At 53.6% G+C, this 21,577-nt stretch carries 25 protein-coding genes; 13 read left to right on the top strand and 12 right to left on the bottom strand.

Annotated features, from left to right (window positions below):
- Positions 1 to 48 precede the first annotated feature (48 nt).
- Positions 49 to 1,116 carry an oxygen-dependent tRNA uridine(34) hydroxylase TrhO gene (gene trhO / locus QZQ97_RS08710; RefSeq protein ID WP_311993115.1) on the top strand — a complete coding sequence of 356 codons (1,068 nt, stop codon included), beginning with the start codon at positions 49 to 51 and terminating at the stop codon, positions 1,114 to 1,116.
- 71 nt (positions 1,117 to 1,187) lie between these two features.
- Here the strand turns inward: trhO and QZQ97_RS08705 are convergent, their stop codons facing one another.
- The 10 genes from QZQ97_RS08705 to pyrC all read right to left on the bottom strand — a co-directional run bounded on the left by QZQ97_RS08705 (position 1,188) and on the right by pyrC (position 7,508).
- On the bottom strand, positions 1,188 to 1,766 hold the full coding sequence (locus QZQ97_RS08705) for a YceI family protein (RefSeq protein WP_043913327.1): 579 nt from the start codon (positions 1,764 to 1,766) through the stop codon (positions 1,188 to 1,190).
- A gap of 23 nt (positions 1,767 to 1,789) precedes the next feature.
- Positions 1,790 to 2,344, bottom strand: a complete 555-nt coding sequence (locus QZQ97_RS08700) for a cytochrome b (RefSeq protein WP_006322539.1) — start codon at positions 2,342 to 2,344, stop codon at positions 1,790 to 1,792.
- Positions 2,345 to 2,629: 285 nt separating this feature from the next.
- A complete protein-coding gene (locus tag QZQ97_RS08695; protein WP_311993114.1) occupies positions 2,630 to 2,869 on the bottom strand; it encodes a hypothetical protein in 240 nt (79 codons plus the stop codon).
- Between the two features lie 66 nt (positions 2,870 to 2,935).
- The gene (locus QZQ97_RS08690; protein WP_126481928.1) at positions 2,936 to 3,052 is read right to left on the bottom strand and encodes a DUF2770 family protein; all 117 of its coding nucleotides are present in this window, start codon (positions 3,050 to 3,052) and stop codon (positions 2,936 to 2,938) included.
- A gap of 111 nt (positions 3,053 to 3,163) precedes the next feature.
- On the bottom strand, positions 3,164 to 3,793 hold the full coding sequence (locus tag QZQ97_RS08685) for a LuxR C-terminal-related transcriptional regulator (RefSeq protein WP_311993113.1): 630 nt from the start codon (positions 3,791 to 3,793) through the stop codon (positions 3,164 to 3,166).
- A gap of 221 nt (positions 3,794 to 4,014) precedes the next feature.
- Entirely contained in the window at positions 4,015 to 5,130 is a 1,116-nt protein-coding gene (gene solA, locus QZQ97_RS08680; RefSeq protein ID WP_311993112.1) for an N-methyl-L-tryptophan oxidase, read from the bottom strand.
- Between the two features lie 144 nt (positions 5,131 to 5,274).
- The gene (gene bssS, locus QZQ97_RS08675) at positions 5,275 to 5,529 is read right to left on the bottom strand and encodes a biofilm formation regulator BssS (RefSeq protein WP_004943025.1); all 255 of its coding nucleotides are present in this window, start codon (positions 5,527 to 5,529) and stop codon (positions 5,275 to 5,277) included.
- A gap of 198 nt (positions 5,530 to 5,727) precedes the next feature.
- Entirely contained in the window at positions 5,728 to 6,006 is a 279-nt protein-coding gene (locus tag QZQ97_RS08670; protein ID WP_311993111.1) for a hypothetical protein, read from the bottom strand.
- A 137-nt stretch (positions 6,007 to 6,143) separates the two neighbouring features.
- A complete protein-coding gene (gene dinI, locus QZQ97_RS08665; protein WP_126481938.1) occupies positions 6,144 to 6,383 on the bottom strand; it encodes a DNA damage-inducible protein I in 240 nt (79 codons plus the stop codon).
- A gap of 78 nt (positions 6,384 to 6,461) precedes the next feature.
- On the bottom strand, positions 6,462 to 7,508 hold the full coding sequence (gene pyrC / locus QZQ97_RS08660; protein ID WP_311993110.1) for a dihydroorotase: 1,047 nt from the start codon (positions 7,506 to 7,508) through the stop codon (positions 6,462 to 6,464).
- A gap of 224 nt (positions 7,509 to 7,732) precedes the next feature.
- Here pyrC and QZQ97_RS08655 point away from each other — a divergent pair, with 224 nt between their 5' ends.
- Positions 7,733 to 8,020, top strand: a complete 288-nt coding sequence (locus QZQ97_RS08655) for a putative quinol monooxygenase (RefSeq protein ID WP_311993109.1) — start codon at positions 7,733 to 7,735, stop codon at positions 8,018 to 8,020.
- A 61-nt stretch (positions 8,021 to 8,081) separates the two neighbouring features.
- Here QZQ97_RS08655 and rne read toward each other — a convergent pair whose 3' ends face one another.
- Positions 8,082 to 11,465, bottom strand: a complete 3,384-nt coding sequence (rne, locus tag QZQ97_RS08650; protein WP_311993108.1) for a ribonuclease E — start codon at positions 11,463 to 11,465, stop codon at positions 8,082 to 8,084.
- Positions 11,466 to 12,017: 552 nt separating this feature from the next.
- Between rne and rluC the strand changes: the two genes are divergently transcribed.
- The gene (rluC, locus tag QZQ97_RS08645) at positions 12,018 to 12,980 is read left to right on the top strand and encodes a 23S rRNA pseudouridine(955/2504/2580) synthase RluC (protein WP_311993107.1); all 963 of its coding nucleotides are present in this window, start codon (positions 12,018 to 12,020) and stop codon (positions 12,978 to 12,980) included.
- A 16-nt stretch (positions 12,981 to 12,996) separates the two neighbouring features.
- Here the strand turns inward: rluC and QZQ97_RS08640 are convergent, their stop codons facing one another.
- Positions 12,997 to 13,578, bottom strand: coding sequence for a Maf family protein (locus QZQ97_RS08640; RefSeq protein ID WP_311993106.1), 582 nt, complete (start codon positions 13,576 to 13,578; stop codon positions 12,997 to 12,999).
- A 142-nt stretch (positions 13,579 to 13,720) separates the two neighbouring features.
- Between QZQ97_RS08640 and yceD the strand changes: the two genes are divergently transcribed.
- The 10 genes from yceD (at position 13,721) to pabC (ending at position 21,565) form a co-directional block, all read left to right on the top strand.
- On the top strand, positions 13,721 to 14,242 hold the full coding sequence (gene yceD / locus QZQ97_RS08635; RefSeq protein WP_006322514.1) for a 23S rRNA accumulation protein YceD: 522 nt from the start codon (positions 13,721 to 13,723) through the stop codon (positions 14,240 to 14,242).
- A gap of 16 nt (positions 14,243 to 14,258) precedes the next feature.
- Positions 14,259 to 14,426 (top strand): 50S ribosomal protein L32, encoded by a 168-nt coding sequence (rpmF, locus tag QZQ97_RS08630; protein ID WP_004943042.1) that lies wholly within the window; start codon positions 14,259 to 14,261, stop codon positions 14,424 to 14,426.
- An 11-nt stretch (positions 14,427 to 14,437) separates the two neighbouring features.
- Positions 14,438 to 15,472: a phosphate acyltransferase PlsX gene (plsX, locus tag QZQ97_RS08625; protein WP_311993105.1), complete on the top strand. Its 1,035-nt coding sequence runs from the start codon at positions 14,438 to 14,440 to the stop codon at positions 15,470 to 15,472.
- 6 nt (positions 15,473 to 15,478) lie between these two features.
- The gene (locus QZQ97_RS08620; protein ID WP_311993104.1) at positions 15,479 to 16,432 is read left to right on the top strand and encodes a beta-ketoacyl-ACP synthase III; all 954 of its coding nucleotides are present in this window, start codon (positions 15,479 to 15,481) and stop codon (positions 16,430 to 16,432) included.
- Between the two features lie 16 nt (positions 16,433 to 16,448).
- A complete protein-coding gene (gene fabD / locus QZQ97_RS08615) occupies positions 16,449 to 17,378 on the top strand; it encodes an ACP S-malonyltransferase (RefSeq protein WP_311993103.1) in 930 nt (309 codons plus the stop codon).
- 11 nt (positions 17,379 to 17,389) lie between these two features.
- Positions 17,390 to 18,124, top strand: coding sequence for a 3-oxoacyl-ACP reductase FabG (fabG, locus tag QZQ97_RS08610; protein WP_311993102.1), 735 nt, complete (start codon positions 17,390 to 17,392; stop codon positions 18,122 to 18,124).
- Positions 18,125 to 18,278: 154 nt separating this feature from the next.
- Positions 18,279 to 18,515, top strand: a complete 237-nt coding sequence (acpP, locus tag QZQ97_RS08605; RefSeq protein WP_004719003.1) for an acyl carrier protein — start codon at positions 18,279 to 18,281, stop codon at positions 18,513 to 18,515.
- Positions 18,516 to 18,596: 81 nt separating this feature from the next.
- Positions 18,597 to 19,838 (top strand): beta-ketoacyl-ACP synthase II, encoded by a 1,242-nt coding sequence (gene fabF, locus QZQ97_RS08600; RefSeq protein WP_311993101.1) that lies wholly within the window; start codon positions 18,597 to 18,599, stop codon positions 19,836 to 19,838.
- Between the two features lie 180 nt (positions 19,839 to 20,018).
- Entirely contained in the window at positions 20,019 to 20,735 is a 717-nt protein-coding gene (locus tag QZQ97_RS08595; protein ID WP_311993100.1) for an SDR family oxidoreductase, read from the top strand.
- A 32-nt stretch (positions 20,736 to 20,767) separates the two neighbouring features.
- Positions 20,768 to 21,565, top strand: coding sequence for an aminodeoxychorismate lyase (gene pabC, locus QZQ97_RS08590; protein ID WP_311993099.1), 798 nt, complete (start codon positions 20,768 to 20,770; stop codon positions 21,563 to 21,565).
- The last annotated feature ends 12 nt before the right edge of the window (positions 21,566 to 21,577 follow it).

Raw genomic sequence — 21,577 nt, 5'->3', positions numbered from 1 at the left:
TGCGCGCATGCAAAACAAACCACCTCCCGAAAGACAGGAAAGTACACCATGCCAGTGTTACATAACCGAATTTCTAATGAGGAGCTGAAGGCGCGCATGCTGGCGGAAACAGAGCCACGCACCACAGTTTCTTTTTATAAATACTTCACCATCGACGATCCCAAAGCGTTTCGCGACAGCCTGTACGTTCAGTTTGACAAGCTGAAGGTGTTTGGCCGCATTTATGTGGCCAAAGAGGGCATCAACGCGCAGATCAGCGTGCCGCAGAACAAGTTCGACGCGTTTAAAACCGCGCTGTTTGCCTCGCATCCGGCGCTGGATCAGGTGCGCCTGAATATCGCCTTGGAAGATGACGGTAAATCCTTCTGGGTGCTGCGCCTTAAGGTGCGCGATCGCATCGTCGCCGATGGGATTGACGATGAGAGCTTCAACCCGGCGAATGTGGGTGAGTATTTGCAGGCCGATCGCGTCAACCAGATGATTGACGATCCAGATACGCTGTTTGTGGATATGCGTAACCATTACGAATATGAAGTCGGCCACTTTGAAAACGCCATCGAAGTGCCTTCGGACACTTTCCGCGACCAACTGCCGATGGCGGTCGAGATGCTGCAGGACAATAAAGACAAAAATATTGTTATGTACTGCACTGGCGGTATCCGCTGTGAAAAAGCCAGCGCCTACATGCTGCATAATGGCTTCAAAAACGTGTACCACGTGGAAGGCGGGATTATCGAGTACGCGCGCAAGGCGAAAGAACAGGGGCTGCCGCTGAAGTTTGTCGGCAAGAACTTTGTGTTCGACGAGCGCATGGGCGAGCGGATTTCTGACGATGTGATCGCCCATTGCCATCAGTGCGGCACCGCCTGCGATGCTCACACCAACTGTAAGAATGACGGCTGCCATTTATTGTTTATTCAATGCCCGACCTGCGCCGCCAAATTTGAAGGTTGTTGCAGCGAGATCTGCCGCGAAGAGCTGAAGTTGCCGCGTGAAGAACAGCGCGCTCGCCGAGCCGGCCGAGAAAATGGCGTCAAGATTTTCAATAAGTCGAAAGGGTTGTTGCAGACCACGATGCACATTCCTGCACCGGAAGATGAAGGCCCGGTAAGCTGAGCCAATGATAAGCGCGGCAGGTTTGCCGCGCTTCATACCCGTCGCCTTCAAGCAACTTACAGGCCGTAGTCTTACTTCGCGCGTACGCCTTCGACAGAAATAATCAGCTCAACATCCTGCGACGCCGGGCCGAGATCGGTAGTGATGCCGAAATCCTTCAGCTTGATTTTACCGTTGGCTTCAAAGCCGGCGCGGTAGCCACCCCATGGGTCATTACCCTGGCCGATCAGTTTGGCGTCCAGCGTGACCGGTTTGGTAACGCCGTTCAGCGTCAGATTACCGACCACTGCATAACCGTCACCGCTCTTTTTCACTTCGGTGGATTCAAACTTGGCCTGTTTGTTCTTTTCCACGTTCAAAAACTCTGCACTGCGCAGGTGTTTGTCGCGTTCGGCGTGATTGGTGTCGACGCTGGCGGTATTGATAGTGACGTTAACCTTGTCCTTGGACGGATCTTTTTCGTCGAAGGTGAAGCCGCCGTCAAAGTCTTTGAAGGTGCCGTACAACCAGCTGTAACCCAGGTGCTGGATGCGGAATTCGATAAAGGCGTGTTGCCCCTGTTTGTCAATTTTGTAGTCGGCAGCCAGCGCGGAACCGGCGCTCAGCAGCAGTGCGCCTGCGGTCAGGCCCAATACGGTTTTCTTCAACATAGCAATCTCCATAAATCCAAAGGTTAATCGGCGCTGCTACCCAGCATCCGTTTCAAAGTCACATCACGATCAATAAAGTGATGTTTAAGCGCAGCCAGGCCGTGCAGTAGCGAGAGCACGACGACGGTCCAGGCCAGATAAAGGTGGATAGTGCCGGCGGTATCGGCCTGTTCAGCCATGCCGGTGACGGTGGCGGGGATGTCGAACCAGCCGAAAACGCTGATCGCCTGGCCGTCGGCGGTGGAAATCAGATAGCCACTGATCAGGATGCTGAACAACACGACGTACAGCGCGATATGAGCCAGTATCGCACTGACGCGAGTAAAGCGACTGTAGCTGGCCAGCGGTTTTGGCGGAGGTGAAACGAAACGCCAGATCACCCGAACCACCATGACGATGAACAACAGTGTACCGATGCTTTTATGAATTTCCGGTGCCTGGTGATACCAGACATCGTAATAGCCCAGCGTGACCATCCACAGGCCCAGGGCAAACATGCCGTAAACCGTCAGGGCAACCAGCCAATGGATTAGCACTGAAATATGACCAAAACGGCTGGCGGTATTTTTCCAAAGCATCTTGTTTCCTTACGTTCTTCATTTTCTGGATGCAATAATTAAACTTTAAGAAACATAAAATCAATAATAAATTTAACTATGTTACTTCTTTAGAATATTAATCAGTGAATTTGCGGAAGATAGCGAAAGTTAGTCAGTGAAATCGTCGTAGTGAATATCGTCATTTGAACGCGATTTCACATTAGGATTTGAAATTAAAGCATTTTATTTATTTACGTCAGCTTTTGTCATTTTGCGTAAATATGGCTTTTTTTTAACAAATAAGCCGTTAGCAAACAATGTCGATTATTTCCAGTTTGGTTTTAACCAGATTGATGGTTTGCTGTTCTGGCTCATCACTGCCAGCGCGCGTTTGCCCGTTGGCCTATGGGTTGCCGGATCGATAACCTCGCCGGTGCCTTTATAACCCGAAACCTGGGGTAGAGCGATGTGGCCTTGCATCGGGATCAAATCAGAAGGGGTGATCGGCGCATAACGCCTTTGCAGCAACAGTCGGTGGGGGAGAGAATATGGCGGATTGTTCAAGGCCGATCATCTGTTCCGGGTAGCCGAAACGGCGAAAACACGAACGGAGAAGGTTAGCGGCATGAGTCAGGTCATAAAGAAGAAATAGACATCCAGCACCAGTACCAGCAGCCACAGACAGAGATACAGCACCAGGTGTTCGCGTACATTGTTGACGATCGCCGACAGTATTTTGTTTAGCATTCTAAGCAGCCAAAAGGTAAGGACCGCTGATTATAGTATTTTTGTAGCCGGTGTTAATACTTTGAAAGAGTAAAGTATGGAGATAGAGGTGAATTTCACCTCTTAAATAAATTATACGGCCAGCAGAGACAGTGGCATCGGGGTAACCGATGGCGAGCTCGGCGGGTAGAAATAACGCAGCACGTTATAGAGAGAATAAAACTCCAGCCGGTTGCGGGCGTTGATTTTTTCCGTGATGTGGCGTTTGTGAACATAAACCGTATGTGAGCTGATTTGCAGCTTTTTGGCGATGCGGTAATTCGGCATTTCCGCCATCCAGTGTTTCATTACCGTCAACTCTTGCGGGCTGAACAGAGAGTGTTCGACGCCGCTGTCCATCAGAGTGACCGGCTTTTCCCTCAGCATGCGCAAGGTGACAGGCAATATGCTTTTGTTGAACAGGAAGGCGTTGTCAGCGATGCGCATCGGCGTTTCGCTGTAGGGATAGGGTGTGTCCAGATAAATAAACAGTAGTGCCGCGGGGCTGGCTTCAATAAAAGCCTGCAGTCGAGCATCATCTTCGTTATAGCGGCAATGTTTGGTCAGGTTGATCAGGATGTGGCTCGGCTGGTAACTGCTCAGCAGCGGTATAGCCTGTTCAATGCTGTGACAACAGGTGATTTGAGCAAAAACATAGTCAGTAAAATAGTTGTCAATTCCGACCCGGGTAAAGCAGCATTCGTCCACGACAAGCAGTTTCATGGTCACGTCCTTGTTGATCGAAAAATTACTTGGGCATATCAGCTGTAAAATAGAACTTACACCATAGGGGATCAATTCGGAAATCCGGATACATGCGTCAGAAATTTCCGTTGCCAGATTTTTTATATTAAATTTTAATGGGTTATGCGGGTGTGAATTGTAACTGGGGATAAGCCGCAGCCCGCGGGGGTCAGCGGGTGCGGTTACTGAATGGGAAAAGGTTAGTTAAAACGCTTTAGCGTAAAGGGTGAGACATCCACCGGCGGGGTCTTATCTTCGGCAAATAGGGCGGCGATCTCACCTAACGCGCTGGCAAACTTGAAGCCATGGCCGCTCAAACCACTGATGACCATGAGTCGATCGCATCCAGGGACGGTATCGATAATAAAATCTTCATCCGGACTCATATCGTAACTACAGGCTTCCCCGTGTAAACATACCCCTACACCGGGTAAAAATTGGCGCAGGAATTGGAAGACTTCAGTGCCATCACTGGCGAAGCTGCCGAAAGGTTTGCGTTGCTCTGGCGCATCCATCTCCTGGCCGCCGTCATGCTTACCTACTTTCAGCCCGTCGTTATCGGCAGGAAAACCGTAATAATGGTTGCCGTCTTGAGCCTCAACGGTAAACGCCGGGAAGCGGTTGTTGACGCTGTAACGGCCATCCGCCTGATGCCACGAAAACACCTTCCGCAGAGGTGCGATCGGTAACTGCGGCAGCAGGGCCTTTACCCAGGTGCCCGCGGTGACTACCGCTTTTCGGCCCCGGAAACGGCCTTCAGAGGTGACGACTTCCACACCGCCATCGACAGGCTCCACTGCGCTGACCGGGCAATTGAACAGCTGGCTGCAACCGGCCTCTTTAGCCAGTTTGATCAGACTGGTGACGGCCTGTTCTGAGCGCAGGAACCCGGCATCGGGTTCAAACACGCCAATGTAGCCCTCAGGTGCGTTGAATTCGGGCCAACGCTGGTTAATCTGTTCTGCACTGAGGTTTTGCGTGTTAAGGCGGAATTTTTGCGCACTGCGTTGGGCATTGCTGATAAATTCGGAATGCTGTGGCCCCAGGTTCAGTACTCCGCAGGCCTGAAACAGCTCTTCACCGGTTTGTTGAATCAGCGCGTTCCACAGCGCCTGGGCGCGCAAAATTAGTGGTACATATTTTTCGCCTTCACCATAGGCATGGCGGATGATTCGTGTATCGCCGTGGTGGCTACCGTTGCGGTGTGGAGGCATCGCGCTGTCGATCATTAATACTTTCAAGCCGGATCGCGTCGCATAGTAACCTGCCGCTGCCCCTACCGAACCGCTGCCCACAACAATCAAGTCATATTCCACGTGCCGTAACCCCTCTGATATACGTTTCTTATCACGCTATGATAAAAGGTTGAGTGCAGCAATGCACCCGTTGCGCTGCTGTGCCGGCAAAGAAAAAGGCGCCAGAGATAATCGCTGGCGCCTTAGGCTTTTTGGGGCGGTAAATTAGTGTTTTTTACGATCAAGGTCCTGGTAATCCGTTGCTTCAATCTTGGCAATGCCGGCTTCTAAGATATTGATTAATTGGCGTGCGACATCTGTAGTTAACCAAAGCGTTCTGTCTACTTGGGCTTCTTCCGGCGTCTGGTCTAGTGAAGACAGGTAATGAAGGCGTATCATCATGGCGTCATAAACGTCGACAGTACTGATATCCCAACCAACAAGCGGGTGTGTCTGAATTACTTCATCATTTCTGTCCATAAAGACCCCTTATTGAGTAGTAACTAACGTGAGTGACTAACGAGGATCAATGCGGCTCATCATCATGTGAGCAATTACAGTATACGCATATGCTTTCTATGGTGGGGATTTTCCATCCTTTTTTGCAAAATAAATATTTATTTGAGTCATTATTCTACAGGCTGGCTTGAGAAAACCAGCGTGGCGGGCATGTGGCAGTCATTCACTATCGAGCGGCGGCGGGGCGCCGTGCAAGCGTTTCTCCAGCTCGGCGGCCAGGTGCGCGAAATGCTGCTGCGTTTCAGCATCGCGATTCTGATTTTGCGCTTCCAGTTTCAGGCTGTGGATCAGCAACTGATTGGCTTTGTCATCCAGACCAAAAGCCAGATAGGAGAAAGCGACTTCCAGTACACTCAAGCGCCTTTTTTGATCGCCTATCAGCGCCAGCAACTCGCCAAAGGTCATCGTTTCTTCAGACTTTATCTTGTCCGGGGCCATTTCAAACACCTCCTGTTAAAACATTCAGTACAGACCAGATAAGGCTTTTCTTCCAGAATAAAATTGTGAAGAGAGGGGGGAGGTTTCAAAGACAAAAAAGCCGGGGAGCGACCCCCGGCAAAAACAGCATTGCAGTGTTATTCTGCGCTGAACCACTCGTCTGCGCTTTCCCAGGTTTCCTGGAGGATTTCAGCGATAAGATCTTTATCCGTTTTTAGGCCGCCAAGCACAGAAAGCCCGTTGGAACCGGCATAACGGACCTGAACCACGGCGTCTGGAAATTGGCGCTTGACCCGTTTGCCCAGCTCGCCGGTCAGGGCTTCGATAGCCCCTGGCGGTAGCGGTCTGGTTTTATCTATAGTGACTTCAACACGCATTATTGCCCCCGAAGCGATTTACTGGTTATTTATACAGTTAACTTCGCGTAGGGGCAAGAGGTTGCGTTAAAAAAGATTTTACGCTTTCACTGACCAGCTCAGGCTCTCTCCGGCCAGGAACGGCACAACCGTTTCCTGGCCGATGGTGATCTCTTCCGGCTGCGTCGTCGGGACACGCTGCAGTTCGATAAAATCGGCATTGACCGGCAGGCCATAAAAGCGCGGACCGTTCAGTGAGCAGAAGGCTTCCAGATGATCCAGCGCGCCCAATTGCTCGAATACGCTGGCGTAGGCCGGAATTGCATTAGGGGCGTTAAATACGCCTGCGCACCCGCAGCTTGATTCTTTGCGATGCTTGGCATGCGGCGCTGAGTCGGTGCCGAGGAAGAAGCGATCCGAACCGCTGGCGACGGCTTTACGCAGCGCCTCTTGGTGAATATTGCGTTTCAGGATCGGCAGACAGAAAAGATGCGGGCGGATGCCGCCAACCAGCATATGGTTGCGGTTAAACATCAAGTGCTGTGGCGTGACAGTGGCGCCAAGAAAACGATTGCCTTCCTGCACATATTGAGCCGCTTCTTTGGTCGTGATGTGCTCGAAGACGATTTTCAGTTCCGGGAACTGCTGGCGGATTGGCTCCATAACCTGCTCAATAAAGCGTGCCTCGCGATCGAAAATATCGACGGCGGCGTCAGTCACTTCACCGTGGATCAACAGCGGCATGCCAACTTTCTGCATTTGTTCGAAGAGCGGGTAAATGCCTTTCACATCGCTGACGCCGTGGCTGGAGTTGGTGGTCGCGTTGGCAGGGTACAGCTTGGCTGCGGTGAACACGCCCTGCTCGAAGCCGTTGACCAGTTCAGCGGCGGCCAATGAGTTGGTCAGGTAGCAGGTCATCAGCGGGGTGAAGTCATGATCCTGAGGAACAGCGGCCAGAATGCGGTCACGATAAGCCCGGGCAGCGTCTACGGTAGTGATTGGCGGAGCCAGATTAGGCATCACAATCGCCCGGCCAAATACCTGACTGGTATAGGGCAGAACCGTTTTCAGCATGTCGTCATCACGCAGATGGATGTGCCAGTCGTCAGGGCGGCGGATTTTCAGGGCTTGAGGTTGTGCGGTCATGTTGCAAGGCTCCGGCGGTCAGAAACACGTCTATATAAAAGCGAATAATGGGGGTTATTCACGCCGGGGTGTAAGGATAAGCGGAAAGCGTCGCCGATGCATCTGTTTGTTCACTGCAAGTTGAAATCAATTGGCTATCGGGCGCATAGTGACAGGGATTTTAACGATTCCCGCCTTCTAACTGCCGGGTAATCAACGTTTATCAAGTGGAATGGGAGAACGAAATGGAAGTGCGTGTTATTGCCACCCTGCAGGCGAAACCTGAATTTGTGTCCGCCGTAAGCGATGCGCTGCATGAGATTATAGAGCCAAGCCGCCAGGAACTGGGTAACCTGCAGTATGATCTGCACCGCGATCTGGAACAGCCTGGTCTTTTCGTGTTTTTCGAGCGTTGGGCAAGTGCGGAAGCGCTGGAGAAACACAACGCTACCGAGCATTTTAAGCGGTTTGTCAGCCAGCTCGACGGCAAGCTGGATTTGCTGGATATCAAGCAATTGAAAAAAATTGCCTGAACCGATTTTTCGGCAAGAAAAAACCCGCCATTTGGCGGGTTTTTTTATCGGAGCAGATTAATTATTCGTTAACTGGCTGCGGTTTGGTTGCCGGCGCTGTGGCTTGATTTACCGCAGCATGACCACCCGCTGAGCCTTTACCTTCGAAACTGAAGGAAGGGCGTTGCCAATCACTGCGTTTTTGTTCTTCCGGCTCGTAAGCCGGCGCAGGAGCCTTGGTCATTGGTGCCGTGGCGATATGCTTATAGAGCGTATCTTGTACCGGCGCTGGCTGCAGAACAACCGGCGGTTTTTCTGCAACAGCTACCGGGGCAGCCGCTTCCTGAACAGGTGCGGCCTCAACGATGACTGGCGCTGGTTCTGCGACAGGCTCTACAACAACAGTGACAGCCTCTTCCGCAACAGCAGGCGTTGCTTCAGCCACCGGTGCTGCTTCAACTGCAGTAGTCTCTTCAACCAAGGTAGCTTCTTCAACTACTGGAGTATCGGTCTGCGGTACCACTGTCGATTCCTCAGATTGAGCTGCAATGGCCGGCTCAACAGTTTCAACTTTCGGCTGGGCTTCTTCTGCAATGACAACTTCAGCAGTTTCTACCGGTGCGAGGGTTTGTGAGGCAGCTTCAGCGATAATCGGAGCGGCTACGCTGACGGCTTCTTGCGTCATCACATTGTCGGCAGCGATTTCGGTAGCTTCAGTCTGAACGTCAACTTCTTCAGTCACTTGCGCAGCTTGTGTTACAGGGTAACTCACCCATACCTTGCCAGAAGCCATTTCCGGCGAGGCGAAAGCCCCGGCCAGCGGCATTGGTGACTGGGCAGGGTAACGCTCATCACGGTAACGGCGACGGCGCTGCCCGCTCACGCGCAGATGACGTGGTGAGCGGCGTGAACGGCGTGGCATGCCATTTTCACCGTTACGGTTGTCGCCCTGAACATCATCGTCGACTGCTGCATCAAGGGTTTCAGGCAGCAGTTTAACGCTGTCTTCTTCCAGAGCAGGCTTCACGTCTTGGGTTTTCACAACCGGCGCTTTAGGTGCCAGCAGTTCTTCCGCGGCGCGATGCAGTTCTTCTTCCGCGGACAGTACGCGAACTTTCTGCGACAGAGGACGACGCTGGCGACGCTGCATGTTCTGCTGCTGGCGTTCTTCCTGATCTTCATCGCTGATAACGTTGGTGCTGGTGTTTACACTTTCCAGTGCAGCCACTTCCTGCTGAGCTTGACGCTTCTCTTCCTGACGACGGCGTTGGCGTTCTGCGCGCTGGTCACGGCGCTGTTGCTGCTCTTCACGCTGTGCCTTGGCTGCCTCTTCAGATTGCGGCTCCTCGGCAACCGGTGCAACCTGCGGCGCATTGCGGCGGTTGTTACGGCGTTGTTCATCGCGCGCTTCACGGCCTTCACCACGGTTGTCACGCGGTTCACGATTTTCACGTGGTTCACGGTTATCGCGCTCGCGATTATCACGGCCTTCGCCCCGTTCTTTACGTTCGCCACGTTCAGGACGATCGCTACGCTCACCGCGTTCCCCACGCTCACCGCGTTCCCCACGCTCACCGCGTTCCCCACGCTCACCGCGTTCTTTACGGCCTGTACCCTGACGGCGTTGACCACGGCGATCCTGGCGGCGGTTTTCACCGTTGCCTTCGGCCTTAGGTGCTTCAACGGCAGGTTTGGCTTCAACAACAGGTGGTTCTTCACTGGCGAACAGCGCTTTCAATCCACCGAACAGGCGGCCCAACAGGCCTGGTTTGGCAGCGGTTGCAGCGCTTGGTTTGGTCGCTACAGCGGCTGTTGCAGCTTGTGTTGCCACAGGTTCTTCGGCAGGCGGCGGTGCGTCAGCAGCCAGAGAGAACGAGGCCAGAGCCGGTTGTTCCGGACGTTTGCGCTCCATCGGCGCATCTTCCAGTGGCTGGGCCATCTCTTCTTCGTGCAGTTTCGGCAACAGGTAGCTCAGGGTTGGTGTTTCTTCGCCTTTGCGTACACGCAACACAGAGTAGTGCGGGGTTTGCATCTGATCGTTCGGCACGATGATCGCTTTCACGCCACCCTGACGTTTTTCGATCGCGCTTACCGACTCACGTTTCTCGTTCAGCAGGTAAGAGGCAACCTGAACTGGCACGATAGCGTGAACTTCTTTGGTATTTTCCTTCAGCGCTTCTTCTTCGATCAGGCGCAGAATGGAAAGTGCCAGCGATTCGTTATCACGGATGGTGCCGGTACCATTACAGCGCGGACAGACGTGATGACTGGATTCACCCAGTGACGGGCTGAGGCGCTGACGCGACATCTCAAGCAGACCAAAGCGGGAAATGCGGCCGATCTGGATACGCGCACGGTCCTGGCGCACTGCGTCACGCAGGCGGTTTTCCACTTCGCGTTGGTGGCGCACCGGAGTCATATCGATGAAGTCGATAACAATCAGGCCGCCAAGGTCACGCAAACGCAGCTGGCGAGCGATTTCGTCTGCCGCTTCCAGGTTGGTGTTGAACGCAGTTTCTTCGATATCGCCGCCGCGGGTTGCTCGCGCGGAGTTGATGTCGATGGCGGTCAACGCTTCGGTAGTGTCGATAACGATCGAGCCGCCGGAAGGCAGGCGCACTTCACGCTGGAAGGCGGATTCGATCTGAGATTCGATTTGGTAATGGCTGAACAGAGGGATTTCACCGCTGTACAGTTTGATTTTGCTGCTGAAATCCGGGCGACCCAGTGCAGCGATGTGCTCTTTGGCCAAATCGAGAACTTTAGGGTTGTCGATCAGGATTTCACCGATGTCCGGGCGAAGGTAGTCGCGGAATGCGCGTACGATCACATTGCTTTCCTGGTGGATCAGGAACGGGGCAGAGCGGCCTTCGGCGGCTTTCTTGATGGCTTCCCAATGCTTCAGACGGAAAGACAGGTCCCACTGCAGCGCATCGGCAGATTTGCCAACGCCCGCGGTGCGAACAATCAGGCCCATACCGTCCGGCAATTGCAGGGAGGAAAGCGCTTCTTTCAATTCGGTGCGGTCGTCACCCTCGATGCGGCGGGAAATGCCACCGGCACGCGGGTTGTTCGGCATCAACACCAGATAACTGCCGGCCAGACTGATGAAGGTGGTCAGGGCTGCGCCTTTGTTACCACGTTCTTCTTTATCAATCTGAACGATAACTTCCTGGCCTTCGCGCAGCACATCTTTGATGTTCGGGCGGCCATGGGAAGAGTAGTTACTTGGGAAGTATTCGCGGGCAATTTCTTTAAGAGGGAGGAAACCATGTCGTTCTGCGCCGTAATCAACGAACGCTGCTTCAAGACTTGGTTCAATACGAGTGATTTTGCCTTTGTAAATATTCGCTTTTTTCTGTTCATGACCTGGGCTTTCAATGTCCAAATCATACAGCCGCTGTCCATCTACAAGGGCAACACGCAACTCTTCCTGCTGAGTTGCGTTAATCAACATTCTTTTCATCTTAACTTACTCGTTATTTTTACATTATCGACAAAGCTGCGGGCAAAATAACCTCATGGCCGGGTTAAAACCGAAAACCCCGTGTCTTCTCGCAAAGTCGTCAACCTCACGGTTGTCGCCTGCATAGGGGCGCATTATCTCGGTAAGCCTGTATTTCTTTGTGAAAAACAGCACTTTTACTAGGGGAATAGCCTCTGATTTACGTCGACAGATCTGATTCCGTTTGCCGGCCAAGCTGCAACCCGCAGCCCGCTAATTGTTTGATTTCGCATTACGTCTTACGCCATTGCTGCGTTTTTGCGCCATCAGACAAATTTTATAATTCCACCGTTTTCCCTGTTTAACGAGAATCAACGTGGAAAGTAAACGCATTATTCCACTGCTGATACCGTTATAGCAAGGTGACTTTTCCTTAACTGCGGAAGAAATCGCAAACGTTCAAATCGGCTTGCTGCCTTATTGTTCGCAAGGGTTTCATCTGTAGTCTGAGAGACAGTTAAGCACAGAAAAAGAAGTGGCGCTATTTACTCGCTCTATTTAGAATCCCGCTCCATGAAAACGAACATTCCCGCAGTACAATTAATCACGATTTCTGACGACGAAGCCGGTCAGAGAATCGACAACTTTTTACTTGCCCGCCTGAAAGGCGTGCCGAAGAGCATGATTTACCGCATCGTGCGTAAAGGCGAGGTGCGGGTTAATAAAGGACGCATCAAGGCAGAATATAAACTGGCTGCCGGCGACGTGGTGCGCGTACCGCCGGTGCGAGTTGCCGAACGTGAAGAGGCGCCGGTTTCCGCCAAACTGGATAAAGTGGCTGCGCTGGCAGATTGCATATTGTATGAAGACGATCACCTGCTGCTGCTTAACAAGCCATCAGGTACGGCAGTTCATGGCGGCAGCGGCCTGAGCTTTGGCGTGATCGAAGGTCTGCGTGCGCTTCGTCCCGAAGCCCGCTTTCTGGAGCTGGTTCACCGCCTGGACCGCGACACCTCAGGCGTGCTGCTGGTGGCGAAAAAACGCTCTGCGTTGCGTTCGCTGCACGAGCAACTGCGCCTGAAAGGGATGCAAAAAGATTACCTGGCGCTGGTTCGCGGCCAGTGGCAATCACATTGCAAAACGGTGCAGGCGCCATTGCTGAAAAATATTCTGCAGAGCGGTGAGCGCATCGTTCGCGTCAACAGCGAAGGTAAACCGTCGGAAACCCGCTTCAAGGTGGAAGAGCGCTTTGAGCATGCAACGCTGGTCAAAGCCAGCCCGATCACCGGGCGCACCCATCAGATCCGTGTGCACACTTTGCATGCGGGGCATCCGATAGCCTTTGACGATCGTTATGGCGATCGCGAGTTCGATCGCCAACTGGCAGGCACCGGGCTCAAGCGCTTGTTCCTGCACGCGGCTGCTTTGCGTTTCGAACATCCGGGTACCGGCGAAACGATGCGTATCGAAGCGCCGATGGATGACGAGTTGCGTCACTGCCTGCTGGTGTTGCGCAAACAGTCACAGGGCAAATAACGCAGCCCTTTTTACCCTATGCCAGCGGGTTGATGCCCTCAGCCCGCAGCATTTCCAGCAGTGCGATCAACGGCAGACCGATCAGCGCATTGGGGTCCCGTCCCTCCAGTTTCTCGAACAACGCAATCCCCAATCCCTCACTTTTAAAGCTGCCTGCGCAGTTGAGTGGCTGCTCAAGGTGCACGTAAGCGCTAATTTCAGCCTCGCTCAGCGTGCGAAAATGTACGTGAAAGGGTTCGCACAACACCTGCAGATGCCGGCTGCGGCTGTTATACAACGCCAATCCGGTATAAAAGGTGACCCTTTGGCCACTGGCCTGGCGCAATTGAGCGCAGGCGTTCTCTTCCGTGTGCGGTTTTCCTGTGATTTTTCCCTCGATCACGCAGACCTGATCGGAGCCGATAATCAGATGTTCGGGGTAGGCGGCAGCCAGCGCCTGGGCTTTCGCTGTGGCCAATCGCAACACCAGCGCCTCGGCGCTTTCCCCGGCCAGCGGGGTTTCATCCACCTGCGGGGCAGCGCAAACGAAGGGCAGGTGCAGCTTTTCCAAGAGCATCTGGCGATAGGTCGAGGTGGAGGCAAGAAGAAGTCTTTGCATAATATTTTTTCGCAAACCGTAGCGTAAATAGAGTGAGCATTTTAAACTGTCCGCCGCTGAGGAAGCGAATATTGGTGAAAGGTGCCGTTTTACGGCCTTTTTCTTTGACTCTACGTCGTTACAAAGTTAATATGCGCGCCCTATGCAAAAGGTAAAATTACCCTTGACCATTGATGCGGTACGTACCGCTCAGAAACGCCTGGACTATGTTGGTTCCTATGCGCCTGAGCAGGTTACACGTGTTGCCGACTCCGTGGTCAGTGTGGATAGTGATGTTGAGGTTTCGTTATCGTTCGATATTGATAACCAACGCCTCGCGGTGATAACAGGGCATTCGGACGTTCAGGTAACCCTGATGTGCCAACGCTGTGGCGTCCCGTTTGAACGTCATATCCACACAACATATTGTTTTAGCCCGGTCGTCAATGATGAGCAGGCTGAGGCATTACCGGGAGCGTACGAACCGATCGAAGTCGATGAGTTTGGCGAAGTCGATCTGTTGGCAATGATTGAAGACGAAATTATTCTTTCTCTGCCTGTCGTCCCGTTACATGAATCTGAACACTGTGAAGTGTCCGAAGCGGACATGGTATTTGGCAAACTGCCTGCAGAGGCGGAGAAACCGAATCCATTTGCCGTATTAGCCAGTTTAAAGCGTAAGTAATTAAGGAGTAAGGTCCATGGCCGTACAACAAAATAAACCAACCCGTTCCAAGCGTGGCATGCGTCGTTCACACGATGCTCTGACCACCACCACATTGTCTGTTGATGCGACTTCTGGTGAAACTCATCGTCGTCACCACATCACTGCCGACGGTTTCTACCGCGGTCGCAAGGTTATCGGCTAAGTAGCGGTACCTTGACTCGTCTAACCCTGGCGTTAGATGCAATGGGCGGGGACTTCGGTCCCTGCGTCACAGTGCCTGCTTCATTGCAGGCACTGGCCTCTAATTTACAGCTTCATCTCCTGCTGGTCGGCGATCCCGACGCCATCTCTCCTTTACTTGCCAAAGCCGATCCGGTTCTTCTGGAGCGTTTGCAAGTCGTGCCTGCTGAATCAGTCATTGCCGGCGACGCCAAACCCTCACAAGCGATACGCGCCAGCCGTGGCACGTCTATGCGCATTGCGCTGGAACTGACCAAAAACGGTGATGCGCAGGGCTGCGTCAGTGCAGGTAATACCGGTGCGTTGATGGGCCTGGCGAAAATGCTGATTAAGCCGTTGGACGGTATTGAACGTCCGGCGCTGATGACCGTGATCCCGAACCAGCAGCGCGGCAAAACCGTAGTGCTGGATCTGGGCGCCAACGTTGAATGCGACAGCACCATGCTGGTGCAGTTTGCGGTAATGGGCGCGGTGATGGCCGAAGAGGTGGTGGGTATTGCGCAGCCTCGTGTGGCGCTGCTGAATATCGGTGAAGAAGAGACCAAAGGCCTGGATAATATTCGCGAAGCGGCCGCCGTCCTGAAAAATACTCCGGCAATCAACTATATTGGTTACCTGGAAGGTAATGACCTGCTCACCGGTAAAACCGATGTAATGGTCTGCGACGGCTTTGTGGGTAACGTCACCCTGAAGACCATGGAAGGGGTGGTAAGAGTATTTTTATCGCTGTTGAAATCATCCGGAGACGGTGGCAAGCAGGCGTGGTGGTTAAAGTTGTTAGGCCGTTGGTTGCAAAAACGGGTGGTAAAGCGGTTCGGCCACCTGAACCCCGACCAGTATAATGGCGCATGTCTGTTAGGATTGCGCAGCACCGTAATCAAGAGCCACGGCGCTGCGAACCCACACGCGTTTGCAGTAGCAATCGAACAGGCTGTGCAGGCGGTGCAGCGGCAAGTCCCTGAAAGGATTGCTGCGCGCCTTGAAGCTGTATTACCTAAGAGTGACTGATCGTACATGTATACAAAGATTCTCGGTACGGGGAGTTATTTACCCGTACAAGTGCGCACCAACGCTGACCTTGAAAAAATGGTGGATACTTCTGACGAGTGGATCGTCACGCGTACCGGTATCCGTGAACGCCGTATCGCTGCCGCCGATGAAACCGTGGCGACGATGGGCTTCCATGCTGCTGAAAAAGCGCTGGAAATGGCAGGTGTGGCTAAAGAAGACATCGGGTTGATCGTAGTTGCGACTACCACCTCGAGCCACGCATTCCCCAGCTCTGCTTGCCAGGTGCAGCAGATGCTGGGCATTAAAGACTGTGCGGCCTTCGATCTGGCGGCGGCCTGCGCCGGTTTTACCTATGCGCTGAGCGTGGCCGATCAGTACGTCAAGAATGGCTCTGTGAAACATGCGCTGGTGATCGGTGCGGACGTGCTGTCGCGTACGCTGGATCCTGAAGATCGCGGCACCATCATTCTGTTCGGTGATGGCGCGGGTGCGGTGTTGTTGGGCGCGTCTGAAGAGCCGGGAATTCTGTCTACCCATTTGCATGCCGATGGGACTTACGGTGGCCTGTTGACGCTGCCGTTCAAGGATCGTCAGGATCAAGACAAGCCGGCCTACGTCACCATGGCCGGCAATGAAGTATTCAAGGTTGCGGTTACCGAACTGGCTCACATTGTGGAAGAAACGCTGCAAGCCAATAATCTGGACCGCGAGCAGTTGGATTGGCTGGTGCCACACCAGGCCAACCTGCGCATTATCAGTGCGACGGCGAAAAAACTGGGTATGGGAATGGAGAAAGTGGTGGTGACGCTCGATCGTCACGGCAACACTTCTGCCGCTTCGGTCCCGGCAGCGTTCGACGAAGCTGTGCGTGATGGGCGGATCCAGCGCGGCCAACTGGTGCTGCTGGAAGCCTTTGGCGGCGGCTTTACCTGGGGCTCGGCGCTGGTCCGTTTCTGATTAACAGGAAGAAAAAATGACGCAATTTGCTTTTGTTTTCCCTGGTCAAGGGTCTCAGTCCCTTGGCATGCTGGCCGATTTGGCGGCGCAATTTCCGATCGTTGAAGAAACTTTCAGCGAGGCTTCGTCCGTTCTGGGTTATGACCTGTGGCAGTTGGTGCAGCAAGGCCCGGCGGAAGAGCTGAACAAAACCTGGCAGACGCAGCCGGCATTGCTGGCCGCTTCCGTGGCGATTTTCCGCGTCTGGCAGCAACAGGGCGGTAAAGCGCCTGCGATGATGGCGGGCCACAGCCTGGGTGAATACTCGGCGCTGGTGTGTGCGGGCGTGCTGGATTTCCAGGCGGCGATTCGTTTGGTTGAGCTGCGCGGCAAACTGATGCAAGAAGCGGTGCCGGAAGGCACTGGCGCGATGTTCGCCATTATCGGCCTGGATAGCGATGCTATCGCCAAAGCCTGTGAAGAGTCCGCTCAAGGGCAGGTCGTGTCTCCGGTGAACTTCAACTCGCCGGGACAGGTTGTCATCGCCGGCAACAAAGAAGCGGTTGAGCGCGCAGGCGCTGCCTGTAAAGCCGCTGGCGCCAAGCGTGCGTTGCCGTTACCGGTGAGCGTACCTTCGCATTGCGCACTGATGAAGCCGGCGGCAGATCAACTGGCCGTCGCGTTGCAGGAAATTACCTTCAGCGCGCCGCAGGTAGCGGTGGTGAATAACGTCGACGTGCGCACTGAAACCGATCCAGAAGCCATCCGCAGTGCGCTGGTACGCCAGCTGTACAGCCCGGTGCGCTGGACCGAGAGCGTAGAATTTATGGCAGCACAGGGCGTTACGTCGCTGCTAGAGGTTGGTCCGGGTAAGGTTCTGACCGGTCTGACTAAACGTATTGTTGACACCCTGACGGCGGCAGCGGTTAATGACGCGGCCAGCCTGTCAGCGGCGCTTGAACAATAAAGAGGAAAATAATGGGCTTCGAAGGTAAAGTTGTTCTGGTCACCGGCGCTAGCCGGGGTATTGGCCGGGCTATTGCAGAGTCGTTTGCAGCACGTGGCGCTAAAGTGATCGGCACCGCCACCAGTGAAAGCGGTGCTGAGGCTATCAGCAGCTATCTGGGTGCAAACGGCAAAGGGTTTGCGCTGAACGTGGTTGATGCTCAATCTATCGACAGCGTTCTGACATCTATTCGTGCTGAATTTGGCGAAATCGACATTTTAGTGAATAATGCCGGCATTACGCGTGATAACCTGCTGATGCGCATGAAGGATGATGAGTGGCAGGATATCCTGGACACTAATTTGACTTCCGTATTCCGTCTGTCAAAAGCGGTAATGCGAGCTATGATGAAAAAGCGGTTTGGCCGGATCATCACCATCGGTTCCGTAGTTGGTACCATGGGGAACGCAGGGCAGGCTAATTACGCGGCGGCTAAAGCCGGTCTGATTGGCTTTAGTAAGTCTTTGGCACGTGAAGTTGCTTCGCGTGGCATTACGGTCAACGTCGTGGCACCTGGCTTTATTGAGACGGACATGACACGGGCGTTGACAGATGATCAACGTGCAGGCATTTTGTCATCAGTTCCAGCCAATCGGCTGGGGGATGCTAAAGAAATCGCCAGCGCTGTTGCATTTTTAGCCTCTGATGAGGCTGGCTACATCACCGGTGAAACGTTACATGTCAATGGCGGCATGTACATGATTTAAAAAATGCGAAAACTATTTGCGTTATTTGGGGTAAAAACCGCAAAATAGCGTAAAATCGTGGTTTGACCAGCCGGGATTTAGTTGCATCTTTTTCAACATTTTATACACTACGAAAACCATCGCGAAAGCGAGTTTTGATAGGAAATTTAAGAGTATGAGCACTATCGAAGAACGCGTTAAGAAAATCATTGTTGAGCAACTGGGTGTTAAACAGGAAGAAGTTTTAAATAACGCTTCTTTCGTTGAAGATCTGGGCGCTGATTCTCTTGACACCGTTGAACTGGTAATGGCACTGGAAGAAGAATTCGATACTGAGATTCCAGACGAAGAAGCTGAGAAAATCACTACTGTTCAGGCAGCTATTGATTTCATCAACGCTAGCCAGCAGTAAGAGAACATATCTAGGCGGTCATTCGACCGCCTAAGTTTTTTCTATCCCTAGTGTCATATTTTCCCTCCTTGGAGGACAAACGTGTCTAAGCGTCGAGTAGTTGTGACCGGACTGGGCATGTTGTCTCCTGTCGGCAATACTGTAGAGTCCACATGGAACGCTCTTCTTGCCGGTCAGAGTGGCATCAGCCTGATCGACCATTTCGATACCACTGCCTATGCGACCAAATTTGCTGGCCTGGTAAAGAACTTTAATTCAGAGGATTTCATCTCTCGCAAAGATGCGCGCAAGATGGACGCCTTCATCCAGTACGGGATCGCTGCCGGCATGCAAGCCATGCAGGATGCGGGGCTGGATATCACCGAGGCTAACGCCAGCCGCATTGGTGCCGCTATCGGCTCCGGTATCGGCGGCCTGGGTTTGATTGAAGAAAACCACAGTTCACTGGTTAACGGTGGCCCACGGAAAATCAGTCCGTTCTTTGTGCCGTCGACCATCGTGAACATGATTGCAGGTCACCTGACCATTATGTTCGGTATGCGTGGCCCGAGTATTTCGATCGCCACCGCCTGTACGTCAGGTGTACATAACATTGGCCATGCCGCGCGTATCATTGCTTACAATGATGCCGACGTTATGCTGGCCGGTGGAGCAGAGAAAGCCAGTACTCCGCTGGGGGTTGGCGGTTTCGGTGCAGCGCGTGCGCTCTCGACCCGCAACGAAAACCCTCAGGCGGCCAGCCGCCCATGGGATAAAGACCGTGACGGTTTCGTCCTGGGCGACGGCGCCGGCATGATGGTGCTGGAAGAGTACGAGCACGCCAAGAAACGTGGTGCCAAGATTTACGCCGAAGTTGTCGGTTTTGGGATGAGCAGCGATGCCTATCACATGACGTCTCCGCCGGAAAACGGCGCGGGCGCCGCGCTGGCAATGGAAAACGCTTTGCTTGACGCCGGTGTGACCACGTCACAAATCGGGTATATCAATGCGCACGGCACCTCTACGCCGGCCGGTGATACCGCCGAAACTCAGGCAGTGAAGTCGGTATTTGGCAGCGATGCGCAGCGCGTGATGGTCAGTTCGACCAAATCGATGACCGGCCACCTGTTAGGTGCGGCAGGTGCGATTGAATCGATCTTCACCGTGCTGGCATTGCGTGATCAAGCTGTTCCGCCAACCATCAATCTGGATAACCCGGATGAAGGTTGCGATCTGGACTTCGTTCCGCACGAAGCGCGCCAGGTAAGCGATCTGCAGTACACGCTGTGTAACTCCTTTGGTTTCGGCGGTACTAACGGTTCGCTGATCTTCCGCAAGGTGTGATGTGTCTGCTGGCAGACTGTAAAAACCCGCTTTCGAGCGGGTTTTTTTATGGTTGTTTACCGGTGAAAAAATGAGTTCCGCACTTTTTTGGCTGAAAAATTAATGGAATAGGCTTTACTGGTGGAAGGTTGCCGGCAAAAGTCGGAGTAAATCCATGGTTAGATAAGCAGGAGAAAGTGTATGTTGAGCGGAAAACGTGCGTTGGTCACGGGGGGCGGGCGCGATTTTGGGCAAGCCGTGTCGGTCTGGCTGGCGCGTGAGGGTGTTGACGTGGATATCTGCGCCCGACAACTCAGCAGCGCAAGGGAAACTCAAAAAATCATACGGGCCGAAGGCGGGCGGGCGCAGGCCTACCAGTGCGATATAGCCGATCCTGCTTCGCTTAGGGCGTTTGTCGATCAACTGTTGCAGGACGACAGGCCGATCGACATCCTGGTATTGAGCGCAGCCCAATGGCTTGAGGGTGCGCTGGAGAACAAAGATGATGTCGATGTCATCAGTACCATCAACTCTGGGCTGACGGGGAATATTTTACTGACCCGCGCACTGTTGCCCAGCCTGCGGCTTTCGGCCGGGGCTGACATTATGGTGATGGTGTCGGCGTGCGGCATACCTCAATTCATCGGGTCGAGTGCTCATCCGGCGTTTTTTGCCGCCAAGCAGGGGATCGGGGGCTTTTGCCATAACATCGCGCACCACCTGGCCGCGGAAAACATTCGGGTGACGGGTTTTTATCCGCCGGATTTTGAAATGTGCGGCCTGGATGACGAGCCACCCGAACAATCGGAGCAACCCGTGCTGAACGCACGTTCGATCTGGGAAACGATGCGTTTTGTGCTGCAGCAGCCGCGCAGTTGCCACATTAACGCCATCCACTTCCAGGGGCCTTGCCGCTGAGCGCCGGCATAACGAGGAGAGTGTGGGGAAATATGTACTGGATTAACGGACAACAGCAGGGTGCGTTAGCGCCAAGCGATCGCGGTTTGCAGTTCGGTGATGGCTGTTTTACTACTGCCAGGGTTATCGATGGCAGCATAGAGCTGCTTTCCTGGCATATTGAGCGCCTGCAACAGGCGGCACAGCGGCTGATGATGCCGGATACCGATTGGGGGGCTCTTGAAACTGAAATGGTGCATGCGGCAGAATCTATCCCGCTCGGCGTGGTCAAAGCGATAGTGACGCGCGGCAGCGGCGGACGAGGTTACAGCCCGCAGGGGTGTGAAAATCCTACGCGGATTGTCTCTCGCAGTGCCTATCCCAGCCATTACCTTTCGTGGCGCGAACAGGGAATCAGCCTGGCGCTCAGCCCGGTGGCTCTGGCGCGTAATCCGTTGCTGGCGGGGCTGAAACACTTGAACCGCCTGGAGCAGGTGTTGATCCGCGCGCATCTTGACCAGACGGCTGCCGACGAGGCGCTGGTGCTTGACACTGCCGGTATGCTGGTGGAATGCTGTGCGGCTAATTTATTCTGGCGCAAAGGGAAAGCGGTATTTACGCCCGATCTGAGCCAGGCCGGCGTGGCTGGTTTGATGCGCCGCAGAGTGATTGAGTTGCTGGCGGGCAGTGAATATTCATTGCACTACGTCAGCGAGCCGCTGGTCACTCTTGCCGACGCCGAAGAAGTGCTGGTGAGCAACGCGCTGATGCCATTGCTGCCGGTAAATACAGCGCAATCCTGGCGTTATCGCTCGCGTCAACTCTATGATTTTTTGCGCCCACACTGTTAACGATGGCTGATT

The organism is Serratia sp. root2, from assembly GCF_031931805.1.
Taxonomy (GTDB): domain Bacteria; phylum Pseudomonadota; class Gammaproteobacteria; order Enterobacterales; family Enterobacteriaceae; genus Serratia; species Serratia inhibens.
This window is presented reverse-complemented; position numbering and strand designations above follow the sequence as displayed.